Annotated in this window: 16 protein-coding genes; 13 read left to right on the forward strand and 3 right to left on the reverse strand. The window is 32.0% G+C overall.

All coding sequences use genetic code 11. The features are described from left to right. Nucleotides 1–1,028: M3 family metallopeptidase (locus tag DIU01_RS07000; RefSeq protein ID WP_290832880.1), on the forward strand; the 1,028-nt coding region annotated here is incomplete at its 5' end. Nucleotides 1,029–1,075: 47 nt separating this feature from the next. Here the strand turns inward: DIU01_RS07000 and DIU01_RS07005 are convergent. After that, nucleotides 1,076–2,191 (reverse strand): ATP-binding protein, encoded by a 1,116-nt coding sequence (locus DIU01_RS07005; RefSeq protein ID WP_290832882.1) that lies wholly within the window; start codon nucleotides 2,189–2,191, stop codon nucleotides 1,076–1,078. Between the two features lie 247 nt (nucleotides 2,192–2,438). On the opposite strand from DIU01_RS07005, the gene DIU01_RS07010 reads away from it, so the two are divergent. From DIU01_RS07010 to DIU01_RS07030, 5 genes are all read left to right on the forward strand, one after another. Further along, the gene (locus DIU01_RS07010) at nucleotides 2,439–2,942 is read left to right on the forward strand and encodes a GbsR/MarR family transcriptional regulator (RefSeq protein WP_290832884.1); all 504 of its coding nucleotides are present in this window, start codon (nucleotides 2,439–2,441) and stop codon (nucleotides 2,940–2,942) included. Between the two features lie 398 nt (nucleotides 2,943–3,340). Next, nucleotides 3,341–4,051 carry a DUF2071 domain-containing protein gene (locus tag DIU01_RS07015; RefSeq protein WP_290832886.1) on the forward strand — a complete coding sequence of 237 codons (711 nt, stop codon included), beginning with the start codon at nucleotides 3,341–3,343 and terminating at the stop codon, nucleotides 4,049–4,051. Then, nucleotides 4,048–4,872, forward strand: a complete 825-nt coding sequence (locus tag DIU01_RS07020; RefSeq protein ID WP_290832888.1) for a hypothetical protein — start codon at nucleotides 4,048–4,050, stop codon at nucleotides 4,870–4,872. Before DIU01_RS07015 ends, DIU01_RS07020 begins: the two co-directional genes overlap by 4 nt. Next, nucleotides 4,872–5,783 carry a TIGR01777 family oxidoreductase gene (locus DIU01_RS07025; RefSeq protein ID WP_290832890.1) on the forward strand — a complete coding sequence of 304 codons (912 nt, stop codon included), beginning with the start codon at nucleotides 4,872–4,874 and terminating at the stop codon, nucleotides 5,781–5,783. The genes DIU01_RS07020 and DIU01_RS07025 overlap by 1 nt, the downstream gene beginning before the upstream one ends. Beyond that, a complete protein-coding gene (locus DIU01_RS07030; RefSeq protein ID WP_290832892.1) occupies nucleotides 5,780–6,238 on the forward strand; it encodes an SRPBCC family protein in 459 nt (152 codons plus the stop codon). Before DIU01_RS07025 ends, DIU01_RS07030 begins: the two co-directional genes overlap by 4 nt. On the opposite strand, the gene DIU01_RS07035 is transcribed toward DIU01_RS07030, so the two are convergent. Next, nucleotides 6,215–7,030 (reverse strand): hypothetical protein, encoded by an 816-nt coding sequence (locus DIU01_RS07035; RefSeq protein ID WP_290832894.1) that lies wholly within the window; start codon nucleotides 7,028–7,030, stop codon nucleotides 6,215–6,217. The genes DIU01_RS07030 and DIU01_RS07035 overlap by 24 nt on opposite strands. A 174-nt stretch (nucleotides 7,031–7,204) precedes the next feature. Here DIU01_RS07035 and gcvP point away from each other — a divergent pair, with 174 nt between their 5' ends. From gcvP to DIU01_RS07070, 7 genes are all read left to right on the forward strand, one after another. Further along, nucleotides 7,205–10,048 carry an aminomethyl-transferring glycine dehydrogenase gene (gcvP, locus tag DIU01_RS07040; RefSeq protein ID WP_290832896.1) on the forward strand — a complete coding sequence of 948 codons (2,844 nt, stop codon included), beginning with the start codon at nucleotides 7,205–7,207 and terminating at the stop codon, nucleotides 10,046–10,048. 139 nt (nucleotides 10,049–10,187) lie between these two features. Next, nucleotides 10,188–10,565 carry a group III truncated hemoglobin gene (locus tag DIU01_RS07045; RefSeq protein WP_290832898.1) on the forward strand — a complete coding sequence of 126 codons (378 nt, stop codon included), beginning with the start codon at nucleotides 10,188–10,190 and terminating at the stop codon, nucleotides 10,563–10,565. 130 nt (nucleotides 10,566–10,695) lie between these two features. Beyond that, nucleotides 10,696–11,754, forward strand: a complete 1,059-nt coding sequence (locus DIU01_RS07050) for a 3-oxoacyl-ACP synthase III family protein (RefSeq protein WP_290832901.1) — start codon at nucleotides 10,696–10,698, stop codon at nucleotides 11,752–11,754. A 325-nt stretch (nucleotides 11,755–12,079) separates the two neighbouring features. Continuing rightward, the gene (locus DIU01_RS07055; protein ID WP_290832903.1) at nucleotides 12,080–12,601 is read left to right on the forward strand and encodes a methyltransferase; all 522 of its coding nucleotides are present in this window, start codon (nucleotides 12,080–12,082) and stop codon (nucleotides 12,599–12,601) included. Between the two features lie 9 nt (nucleotides 12,602–12,610). Then, nucleotides 12,611–13,459: a glycosyltransferase family 2 protein gene (locus DIU01_RS07060; RefSeq protein WP_290832905.1), complete on the forward strand. Its 849-nt coding sequence runs from the start codon at nucleotides 12,611–12,613 to the stop codon at nucleotides 13,457–13,459. 229 nt (nucleotides 13,460–13,688) lie between these two features. Next, nucleotides 13,689–14,438: an ABC transporter permease gene (locus tag DIU01_RS07065; RefSeq protein WP_290832907.1), complete on the forward strand. Its 750-nt coding sequence runs from the start codon at nucleotides 13,689–13,691 to the stop codon at nucleotides 14,436–14,438. A gap of 3 nt (nucleotides 14,439–14,441) precedes the next feature. Further along, nucleotides 14,442–15,206 carry an ABC transporter ATP-binding protein gene (locus DIU01_RS07070; RefSeq protein WP_290832909.1) on the forward strand — a complete coding sequence of 255 codons (765 nt, stop codon included), beginning with the start codon at nucleotides 14,442–14,444 and terminating at the stop codon, nucleotides 15,204–15,206. Between the two features lie 4 nt (nucleotides 15,207–15,210). Here the strand turns inward: DIU01_RS07070 and DIU01_RS07075 are convergent, their stop codons facing one another. Continuing rightward, a complete protein-coding gene (locus DIU01_RS07075) occupies nucleotides 15,211–16,272 on the reverse strand; it encodes a mannose-1-phosphate guanylyltransferase (protein ID WP_290832911.1) in 1,062 nt (353 codons plus the stop codon). Between the last annotated feature and the right edge of the window lie 246 nt (nucleotides 16,273–16,518).

Genomic DNA, 16,518 nt, shown 5'->3' on the forward strand with positions numbered 1-16,518 from the left:
GAGCTTACTATTCAGAAAAATTGAAACAAAAATTATTCAACTTTGATGATGAAATTTTAAAACCTTATTTCAAGTTAGAAAATGTTTTGAATGGCGCATTTACCATTGCCGAAAAACTATTCGGAATTACTTTTAAAGAAGTTTTTGATATTGACAAATACCATGAAGATGTGCAAACTTTTGAGGTGTTAGACTTTGAAGGAGAATTGGTTGCCATTTTCTACTCCGATTTTTTTCCAAGAAAAGGAAAACGAAATGGCGCTTGGATGACATCATATAAATCGCAAGCAGTGAAAAATGGAATTAATGAAAGACCACACGTTTCTATCGTTTGTAATTTCACACCGCCAACAGAAACCAAACCTTCACTCCTAACCTTCAATGAAGTAACCACTTTATTCCACGAATTTGGTCACGCTTTACACGGAATGTTAGCCAACACAACTTATCCAAGTTTGTCTGGAACTTCGGTTTATTGGGATTTTGTTGAGTTACCAAGTCAAGTTATGGAAAATTGGTGTTACGAACCAGAAGCATTGGCATTGTTTGCAAAACATTACGAAACTGGGGAAATCATTCCGCAGGAATATGTAGAAAAAATCAAAGAAAGTGCGAGTTTCTTAGAAGGAATGGCAACGTTACGTCAATTGAGTTTTGGTATTTTAGATATGACTTATCACGGAAAATCTCAAACCATCGCCGATGTAAAAGCTTTTGAAAAACAAGCAATGGAAGGTACAAGTTTATATCCTGATGTTGCTGAGAATTGTATGAGTACTTCTTTTTCACACATATTCCAAGGTGGATATTCTTCAGGGTATTATAGCTACAAATGGGCAGAAGTTTTAGATGCTGATGCATTTGCTTATTTCCAAGAAAAAGGCATTTTTAATAAAGAAGTGGCAACCAAATTTAAAGACAATGTACTCTCAAAAGGCGGAACAGAATTACCAATGGAATTGTATAAAAAGTTTCGTGGTCAAGAACCTAAAGCGGATGCGTTGTTGAAACGTGCTGGGTTGTTATAAATTAAACTCCGACAGAGTTTTGAACTTTGTCGGAGTTATTAAAGAATCTATTTCAAGAAATCCCTAAAATTATCCTTATTCACCACCAAAAAACTTGGGTTGTAAGCTTCTATAAACGACTTGGGTAATTTAGCTTTTTTTGTACTTGCCCATTTGAATTCGAACGCACTTACTGCGTCGGCATTGGTTTCTATATAATCAATTTCTTGCTGTGTTGTAGTTCTCCAAAAATAGGGTTTTGCATTGCTTTGCGAATAGGACAAATGCTTCATTCTTTCAGCAATCATAAAATTTTCCCACAAAGCACCTTTATCTTGTCGAAGTGCTAAATTGCTGAAATTTCCAATAACCATATTTCGTACACCATTGTCGTAAAAATAGATTTTCTTGTTGGCTTTTATCTCGTTTCTGATGTTTTTAGAAAAACTATTTAGTCTAAAAATAACAAAACTTTTTTCTAACAAATCGATGTAATTATTCACTGTGTTTTTATCAACACCAACCAATTGAGCGATTTCGTTGTAACTAACTTCACTTCCTACTTGCAGCGCTAATGCTTGGAGAATTTTTTCTAAAACATTCGATTTTCTAATGCCTGCTAAAGCCAAAATATCTTTATACAAATAACTCGAAACCAAGTTTTTCAAAATCTCATATTCGTTTCCAAAATTATTTATTACATCGGGATACATTCCGTAAAGCATTCGTAATTCTAGTTGTTGATACGCTTTAACATAACCAACATTATTTTCAAATTCACTCCACGAAACCGGAAACATTTGATATTCAAATTTTCTTCCTGTTAAAGGTTCTTGCGTCATGTTATTAATATCAAAAGCTGATGAACCTGAGACAATTACTTGAACATCTTTAATTTGATCCACCATAATCTTCAACTTTAACCCAATATTTGGAATGCGTTGCACTTCATCAATAAAAACGTATTTATAATTTCCGATTATACTTCTTAATTGTTCTGTATTGGCATTAGAAAGTAAATCGGACACCGAATTATCATCACCATCCAAAAACAGATACTCTTTATCATCTAATAAAGCATTTACTAAAGTTGTTTTACCAACTTGTCTTGGACCAATTAGCACAATAGCTTTACCTTTATGCAGCTTTTTAAGCACAACATTGGTTAAATCTCTATTTATCATAACTTTAAACTTTCCTCAAAATTATAAAATTATTCCCTATTCACCAAATTTATATATAGTTTAGTGATTATATTCACCAATTAAATATGTTTTTTGGTGAACGCATTCACCAATATTATATATTTATTAGTGATTGTATTCACCAATTTATACGTTTTAAATAAAAACAAACAAACTTTCATTTTTTTTTGAAACTTTAAAAACTTTTATATACCTTTGTTTTATCAAAATGAAATAACATTCTAAAATGGAATTCAAAGAAGCTAAAAATAAATTTGTTCAAACTTGGGGCGCACTGGGTAGCCAATGGGGAATTAACAAAACCATGGCTCAAATTCATGCGCTTTTGATGGTTTCGCACGATGCAGTTTCGATGGAAGACATTATGGAAGAATTGCAAATTTCTCGTGGAAATGCTTCAATGAATTTAAGAGCATTAATGGATTGGGGAATAGTTTATAAAGAATACAAAGCTGGTGAAAGACGCGAATATTTTACAGCAGAAAAAGATTTAGACGAATTAGCCGTGAAAATTTCGAGAGAACGAAGCAAAAGAGAAATCAAACCTGCTTTGAAAGTATTGAAAGAAGTTTCATCTATTACATCAGACAATACTGCTGAAGAAAAACATTTTGTAGATCAAACAACAAAATTATATGACTTTGTATTGAAAGCTGATAATATGTTAGACAAAATGACCGAATACAAAGACAATTGGTTAGCAAAATTGGTTGTTAAAATAATGAAATAGAGTAAAAAAATTTAATCAAAACTTTCATTTTTTTCTGAAAGTTTAAAATAATAGATAATTATGAGACAGTTTGTATTCTACCTTAATTTGATTTTGACTATCGTAGCATTTGTAGGTGTATTCTTGGAAAACATCATGAGCTTGAATTTAGATAGTAGTATCGGATTTTTAGTTATTCTTGGATTTTTTCAAGTTTTTACAGCCTTTAGTTTTACGTTTTATGCAATGGCTTACAATAAATATCTATTCTCACTTTATATCCTTTATTGGTTTTTTGTAATTCTGTTTTTCAAATTTATAGAAGGTGACTTTTTTTATATGTGCCTTCCAATAGGACTTTACAATTTGTACATAAACTATTGCAGCTTTTCTAATTCTAAATTTAATATACTTAACAAATGAGCTTCTTAACCGCAGAGTGGAATGATTTAGCAATGATCAATTACGAAATCGATCCAAATATTTTAAACAATTATATTCCAAAAGGCACTGAACTCGACTTATGGAATGGCAAATGTTACATCAGCTTAATCGGATTTATGTTTGAAAACGTAAAAGTTTTAGGAATCAAAGTTCCGTTTCATGTGAATTTTGAGGAAGTCAATTTACGCTTTTATGTGAAAAGATACGAAAACGGAATTTGGAAACGTGGCGTTGTTTTCGTTAAAGAAATTGTTCCGAAACACGCCGTTACAATTATAGCCAATACTTTATACAACGAACATTATCAAACGTTGAAAATGCGTCACTCAAGAACTGAAAATGAAATATCAAAAAGGTTTCAATACGAATGGTTTAAAGATGCTAAATGGAATTCGATTACAATGACAACAGAAAAAAACACAATTCCAATTGAGGTTAATTCAGAAGCTGAGTTCATAACTGAACATTATTTTGGTTACACAAAATTCAATGAAAACAAAACAATTGAATACGAAGTTACGCATCCAAGTTGGAAGCAATTAAAAGTCATTGATTCAAAAATTGATGTAGATTTCGAAAGTATTTATGGTAAAGATTTTAAGTTTTTACAAGATTTACAACCAACTTCTGAATTTCTAGCATTAGGTTCAAAAATAACGATTGAAGGTAAAAAAACTATAAGATGAAAACACTTGCGAAACAAACCTTGTTATATGACGAAGATTGTCCGCTTTGTCGAGTTTACACTTCAGGATTTATAAAAGCAGGAATGTTAGACGAAAACGGCAAAAAACCTTATTGTCAACTATCTGATGAAGAGCAAAATTTTATAGATGTAAAACGTGCTTCTAACGAAATTGCATTAGTCGATAACGAAAACAAAACCGTGATTTATGGAATTGATAGCTTACTAAAAGTAATTGGATTTTCATTTCCTTGGATGGAAAAAATCGGAAATCTCAAACCAATAAAATTCTTTCTAAAAAAATTATATTCTTTCATTTCTTACAATCGAAAAGTAATTATTCCGAGTAAAATTAAAAAAGAAATCAAGTTGCAATGTGTTCCTGATTTTAACTTTAAGTATCGAATATTGTACATTTTGTTTGCAGCAACTATAACAACATTTGTCTTATATGAATTTTCAGATTTTATAAGCATTTTGCCAAAATCAACTATTATCAGAGAAGTATTTCTTGCTTTAGGTCAAATAGTTTTTCAAGGTTTATTTATGATAAAATTTGACAAGAAAACAATTTTAAATTACATTGGAAACTTAATGACAGTTTCACTAATGGGTTCATTACTTTTACTTCCCATATTGATTTTAAATTTAATTTTAAATATACCAGAACTAATCACGTTAGGTTGGTTTGGAATAACAGTCTTACTAATGCTAATCGAACATTCAAGAAGAGTTAAACTATTAGAATTACCATTTTACTTATCTATAACTTGGGTGATTTATCGAATAATTGCCTTAACAATCATCTTAAATTTAAACTAATGAAAAAGCTAATAATTGCAGCAGGAACAGGATTTTTAGGTCAGGTTTTAGTAGCACATTTTAAAGATAAATTTGATGAAATCGTAATTTTAACTCGAGGAAAATCTAAAATTAGTGATTCCATAAAATATGTGAATTGGGATGCAAAAACTTTGACTGGTTGGGAGAATGAATTAGAAAATGCCTCAGTTTTAATAAATCTAGCAGGAAAATCAGTTGATTGCAGATATACTGAAAACAATAAAAAAGAAATTTACGATTCTAGAATTGACAGCACAAAAATACTAAATGAAGCTGTTTTAAATTGTAAAAATCCACCAAAACATTGGCTGAATTCATCAACATCTACAATATATAGATTTTCATTAGATAAACAAATGGATGAATTTACTGGCGAAATTGGTGATGACTTCTCAATGAACATTGCAAAAAGTTGGGAGAAAGCCTTCTTTGAAACGGAAACTCCAAAAACATTGAAAACGGCTTTGCGAACTTCTATAGTTTTAGGAAAAAATGGTGGTGCTTTTGTTCCAATAAAAATGCTTGCAAAATTTGGCCTTGGCGGAAAACAAGGAAAAGGAAATCAATTTATTAGTTGGATTCACGAAAAAGATTTTGCACGAGCAATTGAATTTGCAATAGAAAAAGAGCTGACAGAAGTAGCAAATATTGTTTCACCAAATCCAGTCCGAAATTATGATTTCATGAAAACTCTTCGAGGAATTATTGGCGTTACATTTGGAATACCAACAAATAAATTAATGCTCGAAATTGGATCCTTTTTCATCAGAACAGAAACAGAATTAGTATTGAAAAGCCGAAATGTTATTCCGAAAAAATTACAAGAAAACGGATTTACATTTGAATATGAAACTTTAGAAAAAGCATTTAAAAATTTGATAAAACAATGACCACAATAAATCTTTCAACAAAAATCAAATCATCCAAACAAGTCATTTTCGACTTATCAAGAAACATCGATATTCATAAATTATCGACAGCAAAATCTAACGAAACTGCTATAGATGGAGTAACTTCGGGTTTGATAAATGTAAACGAAACCGTTACTTGGCGTGGCAAACATTTTGGATTCTATTTAACTCATAAAAGTATCATTCCTGCAATGAATCTCTATGATTATTTTGTGGATGAAATGGTCGAAGGTAAATTTAAGAAGTTCAAACACGAGCATTCCTTCATCGATGGGAACGGATTTGTAATGATGATTGACAAAATTCAGTATCAAACGCCGTACGGAATTTTTGGAAAATTATTTGATGTACTTATTCTGAAAAAACATTTAACTAATTTTATTTCTGAACGCAATAGAGTTCTAAAAGAATTAGCCGAAAACGAGCAAAAATAACCACCAAAATATCGGGATACTTTCTACCCAAAGAGAAGCATAATAACGCGACCGATTTTCATTTGAAAACAACAAAAATAAAATCGTCGTTAATGCTAAAGCCAATTTTAAAGAAAAAAATTCCAGTCGAAAATCTGTAGATAAAAATTCTAATAACACGAATAAAATCATCAAAACAACTCCAACCCGTTTGGTTTTTAAAACCCCAATTTGTTGCGGAACAGTTTTCAAATGTGGATCATCCAACCTTAAATCAATGATTTCAAAAATTAAAATCATTACAAAAATCAGAATAAATCGTTGTGCTGCAACCAAAAAAACATAATTTGTTAAAGGCAAATTAGTATTGATAATTGGCAGAAAAAGCGTCACGCCTACCCAACATAAAGCCACAATGTAGATTTTAATTCCAGCCCAATTTCGTGCATTTTTTTTGTTGGGAAAGAACGGCAAGGTGTACAATAATGTTATGGCGAGAAATACAAAACCAATGATTTGCGTATTCTTTTGCAGTTGAAAAAAATAATATCCAGTAGCTATTAAAGATAGAAAACTCAAAAAGGCAATTCCTTTTAATTGAAGTGACATTTGTACTTTTTTTGCTCTCGCTAAAGCATCATATTTTACAAAATTATAACCCACAATTGTTCCGAAAAAAGCGAAGTAAGAAGTAGCAAAATCATTAGAAATGCTAAACAAAATTTGTGTCAATTGTACCAAAGCATATACAGACAAAGCCACATGAATACTTGAATTGATGTAAAAGTCGAAAAGCTTCTTTAAAAATTGCATACTACAAAACTAATCATTCTGTTAATAAACCCTCTTTTTAGTTAACAATTTCTCAAAATATTACCCTTTGTTTAACTTAAAAATAGAAGTTTAATAATTACTTTTGTGCTTCAATTTGAATAAGTTTCAGATTCTTAAAAACAACACACAAATTTTATATTTATTTCTATTTAAATGAGAACAGACGCTTTTGCATTACGCCACATAGGTCCACGTGAGAACGACCTACAACATATGTTTAAAACTATTGGAGTTGAAAGTCTTGACCAGTTAATTTACGAAACTGTGCCAGACAATATTCGTCTAAAAAAAGACTTAGATTTAGACGCTCCAATGACTGAATACGAATACTTATCGCACATTCAAGAATTAGGAAAGAAAAACAAAATTTTCAAATCATATATCGGTTTAGGTTATCATCCAGCGATTGTTCCTGCTGTAATTCAGAGAAATATTTTTGAAAATCCAGGTTGGTATACTGCTTACACGCCTTATCAAGCAGAAATTGCTCAAGGTCGTCTAGAAGCAATTTTGAACTACCAAACCACTGTTATCGAATTAACCGGAATGGAAATTGCTAACGCATCTCTTCTTGACGAAGGAACTGCTGCAGCCGAAGCAATGTCATTATTGTATGACGTTCGTTCTCGTGATCAAAAGAAAAATAACATTTGTAAATTCTTCGTTTCTGAAGAAATTTTACCTCAAACTTTATCTGTTTTACAAACTCGCGCTACTCCAATTGGTGTTGAATTAGTAGTTGGAAATCACGAAACATTTGATTTTTCAACAGATTTCTTCGGAGCTATTTTACAATATCCAGGAAAATTTGGTCAAGTTCATGATTACGCAAGTTTCATCGCAAAAGCACACGAAAAAGAAATTAAAGTTGCCGTTGCTGCTGATATTTTATCATTGGTAAAGCTTAAATCTCCAGGAGAAATGGGTGCCGATGTTGTAGTTGGAACTTCACAACGTTTCGGTATTCCGATGGGTTATGGCGGACCACATGCGGCTTATTTTGCAACAAGAGAAGAATTTAAACGTTCAATGCCAGGAAGAATAATTGGTGTTTCTATTGACGTTAACGGAAATAGAGCTTTAAGAATGGCTTTAGGAACTCGCGAGCAACATATCAAACGTGAAAAAGCGACTTCTAACATTTGTACAGCTCAAGTTTTACTTGCTGTTATGGCCGGAATGTACGCTGTTTATCACGGACCAAAAGGATTAAAATACATTGCAGATAAAGTACATGCTTCGGCAGTTACTTTGGCTGATGCTTTAAATAAATTAGGCATTTACAATGTAAATACTTCTTTCTTTGATACCATTTTAGTAAAAGCTGATGCTCAAAAAGTAAAAGCAATTGCAGAGAAAAATGAAGTGAATTTTTATTATGTTGATGCAGATACGATTTCAATTTCTATAAATGAAACTACTTCTTTATCAGATTTAAATCAAATCATTTCAATTTTTGCAGAAGCAACAGGAAAAGATAGTTTTAAAGTATCTGAATTGACTTCAACAATTAATTTTTCTGATTCACTTGAAAGAACTTCAACTTTCTTGACACATGATGTTTTCAACAACCATCATTCTGAAAGTCAGTTGATGCGTTATATCAAAAAATTAGAGCGTAAAGATTTATCGTTAAATCATTCGATGATTTCGTTAGGTTCTTGTACGATGAAATTAAATGCTGCTGCTGAAATGCTACCGTTATCGATGGCAAATTGGAACAGTATTCACCCATTTGCTCCAGTTGAACAAGCGGAAGGCTACCAAATTATGCTTAAAAAATTAGAGCAACAATTAAATGAGATCACTGGATTTGCAGGAACAACTTTACAACCAAATTCTGGTGCGCAAGGAGAATATGCAGGTTTGATGGCGATTCGTGCCTATCATTTATCTCGTGGTGATCAACACAGAAATGTATGTTTGATTCCAGCTTCGGCTCACGGAACCAACCCAGCTTCGGCTGCAATGGCAGGAATGCAAATCATCGTTACCAAAACTATGGAAAACGGTAACATTGATGTAGAAGATTTACGAGCGAAAGCTATCGAACATAAAGATAATTTATCGGCTTTAATGGTAACTTATCCATCAACTCACGGAGTTTTTGAAAGTGCTATTTGTGAAATCACAGATCTTATTCACGAAAATGGTGGTTTAGTTTATATGGATGGTGCCAACATGAACGCTCAAGTTGGATTAACAAATCCGGCTACAATTGGAGCTGATGTTTGTCACTTGAATTTACACAAAACATTCGCTATTCCTCATGGTGGCGGTGGACCTGGTGTCGGACCAATTTGTGTAAACGAAAAATTAGTTCCGTTTTTACCAACAAATCCAATTATTCCTACTGGAGGAAATCAAGCAATTACAGCGATTTCTGCTGCTCCTTATGGTTCTGCTTTAGTATGTTTAATTTCTTACGGATACATCACGATGCTTGGCGCTGAAGGTGTAACCAATGCTACAAAATTTGCGATTTTAAATGCAAATTATATGAAAGCAAGATTAGAAGAACATTATCCAATTTTGTATTCTGGAGAAATGGGACGCGCAGCACACGAAATGATTTTAGATTGTAGAGCATTTGAAGAAAACGGAATTAAAGTAACCGATATCGCAAAACGTTTAATGGATTATGGTTTCCACGCACCAACAGTTTCATTTCCGGTAGCTGGAACTTTGATGATTGAGCCAACAGAAAGTGAAGATTTAGCAGAATTAGATCGTTTTTGTGATGCTATGATTTCTATTAGAAAAGAAATTGAAGTTTCTACGAAAGAAGATGCAAATAATATTTTAAGAAATGCGCCACACACTTTAGCAATGATTACAAGTGACACTTGGACTTTCCCATACACAAGAGAACAAGCAGCTTTTGCATTGGATTATATCGCCGAAAATAAATTCTGGCCAACAGTTCGTCGTGTAGATGAAGCTTACGGTGATAGAAATTTAGTTTGTAGCTGTGCTCCAATTGAGGCTTACATGTAGTAGTAAGATTTTAGTATTAAGTATTAAGATTAAAAAGGTTTCAAATTAATTTTTGAGACCTTTTTACTTTTATATAAAATGACATAAATCATAGTATTGAAAATAGAATCGAGTAACTTTGCATACTAATCTTTTAGAAATGAATGACATTCAAAACCAAGACGATTTGTATCTACTTGTAGACGAATTCTACAAAAAACTTTTATCCGATGAAAGTATCAGTTATATTTTTACTGATGTTGTAAAGATTCATCTCGAAGAACATTTGCCCATTTTGGTCACTTTTTGGTCGCAAGCCATTTTAGGAACTGGCGGATATACCAATAATCTAACTCAAATTCATTTAGACATAAATGAAAAAGAATATTTGTCTCCAGAATTATTCAAAATATGGTTAAATCATTTTAATACTACTATAGATGAACATTTTAAAGGAGCGAATTCAGAAAAAATAAAGACACAAGCTTTGAGTATTGCTACAATTATGCAAATAAAAATTGCGCAAAAAAACCAATAAGAATACATATTTCATAAAAAAAATCGCATTAATTGATAATTTCATAATTATATGCACGCATAGTATTATTTGTGTTGCCAATTGATTTATTATCTTTAGATTTACATTATAATGTGTCATTAAAATAAAGATGAATATAAAAATAACAGGTTCTGGAAGTTACATTCCAACTAAGATAGTTGCTAACAGTGACTTTGCTAAACATGAATTTTTAAATGAAGATGGAACGCCGTTTGCTCAACCCAATGAAATAATTACTGAAAAATTTCAAGGTATCACTGGTATTGAAGAACGCAGGTATGTGGCAGATGATTTAATAACTTCCGATATTGCAACAATTGCCTCACAGAAAGCGATTGAAAACGCCAATATTGATCCAGAAACATTAGACTACATTATTTTTGCACACAATTTTGGCGATGTAAAAAAAGGCGCTATTCAAGGTGATATGTTGCCTAGTTTAGCTTCTAAAGTCAAGTATAATTTACGTATAAAAAATCCAAAATGTGTCGCTTATGACATGCTTTTTGGTTGTCCTGGATGGGTTGAAGGCGTAATTCAAGCAACTGCTTTTATCAAGTCTGGAATGGCTAAAAAATGTTTAGTTATTGGTGCCGAAACTTTATCCAGAGTTACCGATCCACATGATAGAGATTCGATGATTTATTCTGATGGTGCTGGAGCAACAATTATAGAGGCTACAGAAAAGGATGGTGGAATTTTAGCACACGAATCGGCAACTTTTACCTATGACGAAGCCAATTATTTATTCTTTGGCGGTTCATTCAATAAAAACCTCGATCCTGATGTCCGATACATAAAAATGCATGGTAGAAAAATTTATGAATTTGCTTTAAGCAATGTTCCAAAAGCCATGAAAGAATGTCTTGATAGCTGCGGAATCGACATTTCAAATCTCAAAAAAATATTGATTCACCAAGCCAATGAAAAAATGGATGAAGCAATTACCCAACGTTTTTACAAACTTTACGGACAAACTCCACCTGCTGGAATTATGCCAATGAGTATTCACAAATTAGGAAATTCTAGCGTTGCAACGGTTCCTACTTTATATGATTCACTTGTAAAAGGTGAAATCGAAAACCAAGAACTAAACAAAGGTGATGTCATAATGTTTGCGTCAGTTGGAGCAGGAATGAATGTAAATGCAATAGTTTATAAAATGTAAAAAAGTTCAAAGCTGGACCAAATTCACATATTTTCTATAATTAGAAGCTAATCCTGCTATACATTCCAAACTTTTTAAACAACAACTTTTTTTCTAAAGAAATATAAAGAACTTCCGTTGGTCGTTTTTATATTTCAAGAAAAAATAGCTGTTGTTTTAAAAAGGTTTTCCATTACTATCAGGGCTAAAACCACTTCGCGAGAATTTATTTTTATAAAAACGAAATCATAAATTTACAATTCCATTTTGAAGCAAATCTAACGCCTAAAAGTAAAAACTTTATTTATCTTTGCGACTTAGTGCCTTAGCGGCAAAATTAACCAACATGTACGAAAAAACATTTCCAAATAAACGCTTTAAGCATACTTTAGAATTTTTACAAAAGCACGTTACTACTTCTGAAACAATCTTTGATTTAGGTGTGCCAAATCCGTTTTCTAAAATCATGGAGGAGAATGGTTATACTGTAAAAAATACAAAAGGTGAAGACTTAGACAATAACCAAACTGCTTTGCAAACAGAAAGTTATACTGTTTTCACCGCATTTGAAATTTTCGAACATTTATTAAATCCGTATACTGTTTTACAAAACGTAAATTGCGATAAATTATTGATTTCAATTCCACTTCGCTTATGGTTTTCTCCGGCATATAGAAGCAAAACAGATATGTGGGACAGACATTATCACGAATTTGAAGACTGGCAACTAGATTGGCTTTTAGAAAAAACAGGTTGGAAAATCACTGCTCGTGAAAAATTTACACATCCAGTTAATAAATTAGGATTCAGACCTTTGCTTAGATATTTCACTCCAAGATACTACATTGTTTTTGCTGAAAGAAAATAGATTTTTCACATGAAATATTACCTTATAATTCCAACATACAACGAAGAAAAATTTATTTCGCTAACCTTACAATCGTTAGTGGAACAAACTGTTTTACCTTCAAAAGTGGTTGTAGTTAATGATAATTCGACAGATGGAACTGCAGCAATTATAGAAGAATTTGCTAAAAAGTATCCTTGGATTTCTTTAGTAAATAAAGTTTCAAATGCAATTCATTTACCAGGAAGCAAGGTCATTCAGGCGTTTCATGAAGGTGAAAAACACATTGATGAAAATTATGATATTTTAGTTAAAATTGATGCCGATTTAATTTTCCCATCCAATTATTTTGAAACAATTATAAATCATTTCCAATCGGATGATCGAATTGGAATGGTTGGTGGTTTTTGTTACATCGAGAAAAATGGCGATTGGATCTTAGAAAATCTCACCGATAAAGATCATATTCGTGGTGCTTTGAAAGCTTATAGAAAAGCAACTTTTAAAGAAATTGGTGGGTTAAAACCAGCCATGGGTTGGGATACTGTTGATGAATTACTTTGCAAGTTTTATAATTGGAAAATTGTAACTGATGAAAGTTTGCATGTAAAACACTTAAAACCAACTGGCGCACGCTACGACAAAACGGCTCGCTACAAACAAGGTGAAGCTTTTTACACTTTAGGTTATGGTTTTTTAATTACCGCAATTGCCTCTGCTAAACTGGCGATGATGAAGAAAAAACCATTGCTTTTTATAGATTACATAAAAGGTTTTTGGAAAGCGAAATCTGAAAGAAAACCACTTTTGGTCACAACTGAACAAGCTAAATTTATTCGCAAGTACCGATTGCAAAAAATGAAAGAAAAGTTGTTTTAAAAAAAATTAGTTCCTTTTTTATTGGAGTTTGCGTTAGGGATAGCAGTGGAAATCCTTTTATGGAATGCAATGGAATAAAAGATTGTAACGAATAGCCCGACCTGAAAGATAACGCCCAAAAAAATCATATTAGTTTACCACAAAACTGCTTCGCCTATTCAAAAAAATAAAACGATTTATTTTTCCTCGGGTCACAACTTATAACTATTTTTGACCATATTTAAAAACTATGATGCTAGTTCGCTATTTATCGCAAATAGGAAAATATTTTCTAATGCTAAAAGAAGTCTTCAATAAACCCACAAAATGGAGTGTTATGCGAGGATTGATTTTTAAAGAAATTGATGATTTGGTTATTGATTCACTTGGAATTGTGGCATTCATTTCGTTTTTCGTTGGTGGTGTTGTTGCTATTCAAACGGCTTTGAACTTAACCAATCCGTTGATTCCTAAATACTTAATTGGTTTTGCAACCAGACAATCTGTAATTTTAGAGTTTGCTCCTACTTTTATTTCGATAATTATGGCGGGAAAAATGGGTTCGTTTATCACGTCAAGTATAGGAACGATGCGTGTTACCGAGCAAATTGATGCCTTGGAAGTTATGGGTGTAAATTCTTTAAACTACTTAGTTTTTCCTAAAATAATTGCACTTTTATTGTATCCGTTTGTTATTGGAATTGCCATGTTTCTAGGTATTCTTGGTGGTTGGATGGCTGGAGTTTATGGCGGATTTACATCGAGTGATGAGTTTATTAATGGAATTCAAACCGAATTTATACCATTTCATATTGCGTATGCTTTTATAAAAACAATAGTTTTCGCTTTAATTCTTGCTACAATTCCTTCTTTTCATGGCTATTATATGAAAGGTGGCGCGCTCGAAGTTGGAAAAGCAAGTACAGTTGCCTTTGTTTGGACATCTGTAGTAATTATTTTGGTAAATTATATTTTAACACAGTTACTTTTAACCAATTAACAGATGATAGAAGTAAAAAATGTAGAAAAATCGTTTGGTGAATCTAAAGTTTTAAAAGGAATTACAACCACATTTGAGACTGGAAAAACCAATTTAATTATAGGACAAAGTGGATCGGGAAAAACGGTTTTGCTTAAATCATTATTGGGTATTTTCACGCCAGATGTAGGAACAATTTCATTTGATGGAAGAGTATATTCTGATTTAACTAGCGATGAAAAACGCGAGTTAAGAACAGAAATCGGAATGGTTTTTCAAGGAAGCGCTTTATTTGATAGTATGACTGTTGAGGAAAACGTAGGCTTTCCTTTAAAAATGTTTACAACTAAATCGGCTGCAGAAATTAGAGATCGAGTGAATGTAGTTATTCAAAGGGTTAATTTAATTGATGCTAATCATAAAAAACCATCTGAAATATCTGGCGGAATGCAAAAACGTGTTGCCATTGCAAGAGCAATTGTGAACAATCCAAAGTATTTATTTTGTGACGAACCCAACTCTGGACTCGATCCAAAAACCGCTATTGTGATTGATAATTTAATTATGGAAATCACTCAAGAATACAACATCACGACAGTAATCAATACGCACGATATGAACTCTGTGATGGAAATTGGCGAGAAAATCATCTTCTTAAAAAATGGAATTCTAGCTTGGGAAGGCACTAAAAAAGATATCTTTAAAACTGATAATGAGGCAATTGTCGATTTTGTTTATTCGTCAAATCTTTTCAAAAAAATTAGAAAAGCACAGAATAAAGAACTGTAAATTTTTACAAATTGTTTGCTAAAGAGGTAATTAGTTTAATATCTTGTTCTTTACTTTTTGGATATATCATTAAAACTCCTTCTTTATCAACAATTATGTAGTCACTTAGACCATTAATCACAATTATTTTATCAGCATCAGATCGAATGATGTTATTAGAAGCATTTTCAAGAATAACTTTGGCATTGATAACACCATTATTATTTTCGTCCTTGTCTAATTTTTCATGAAGGGAACCCCAAGTTCCAAGGTCATTCCAATCGAATGTTGCTGGAAGAACATATACATTGTTTGCTTTTTCCATCACTGCATAATCGATAGAAATGTTTTCGGCATTAGCATAATTGTTATCAATAAAATCTTTTTCTGATGCAGAATTAAAATCACCATAGCCATTCATAAACAAGGCGGTCATTTGAGGTTGAAATTTTTCAAATGATGAGATAATCGAATTTACACTCCAAATCAAGATTCCTGCATTCCAAAGAAAATTTCCTGCATCAAGAAATGATTTTGCCGTTTCATAATCTGGTTTTTCACGAAATTGATTTACTTTCTTTAATGAATTTTCATCCGATTTATCAAATTCAATATAACCAAAACCGGTATTTGGAAAAGTTGGTTGGATTCCTAAAGTCAATAAAGCATCCTCTTTCTCGCAAAAATCAAAACATTGTTTTAAATTTTTTCCAAATTCGTCTTCATCTTCAATCCAATGATCACTTGGTGCCACAACCATAAGTGCGTCTGGATTTTGTTTTTTAATTTTTAATGAAGCATATAAAATACATGGTGCTGTATTTCGCATTGCTGGTTCTAACAAAATTTGCTCTTGTTCAACCATTGGTAATTGCTCTAGTACCAAGTCATTGTATCGTTCGTTGGTAAGAATATATATATTTTCGGTCGGAATTAATTTTGCTAAACGACTAAAGGTTTTTTGAATTAAAGTATCACCCGAACCTAGCATATCGTGAAATTGCTTAGGATAATCAGTTGTAGAAACGGGCCAAAATCTTGATCCAACACCACCAGCCATTATAATTGCGTAATAATTATTATTCATATTATATATTTTTTTTGCAAATGTATTTGTTTGTCTTTTTGTTTTAATCCTTCATTCTTTCAAAAGCTAATTGTCTTCGTCGAAATGTTTGTATGTAAAGATAAAGCGTTATTTCCTCTTATATACTGACTTGAAAAAATAAAATTAGGCACAACGTTTGGCTACTGTTTATTAATTAAGTCCATTTTCGAAGCAAGAAATGACTTCATTTTTTTTATTATAGATACGAATATAACGATAATAAAT

This window comes from Flavobacterium sp., assembly GCF_003525665.1.
Classification (GTDB): domain Bacteria; phylum Bacteroidota; class Bacteroidia; order Flavobacteriales; family Flavobacteriaceae; genus Flavobacterium.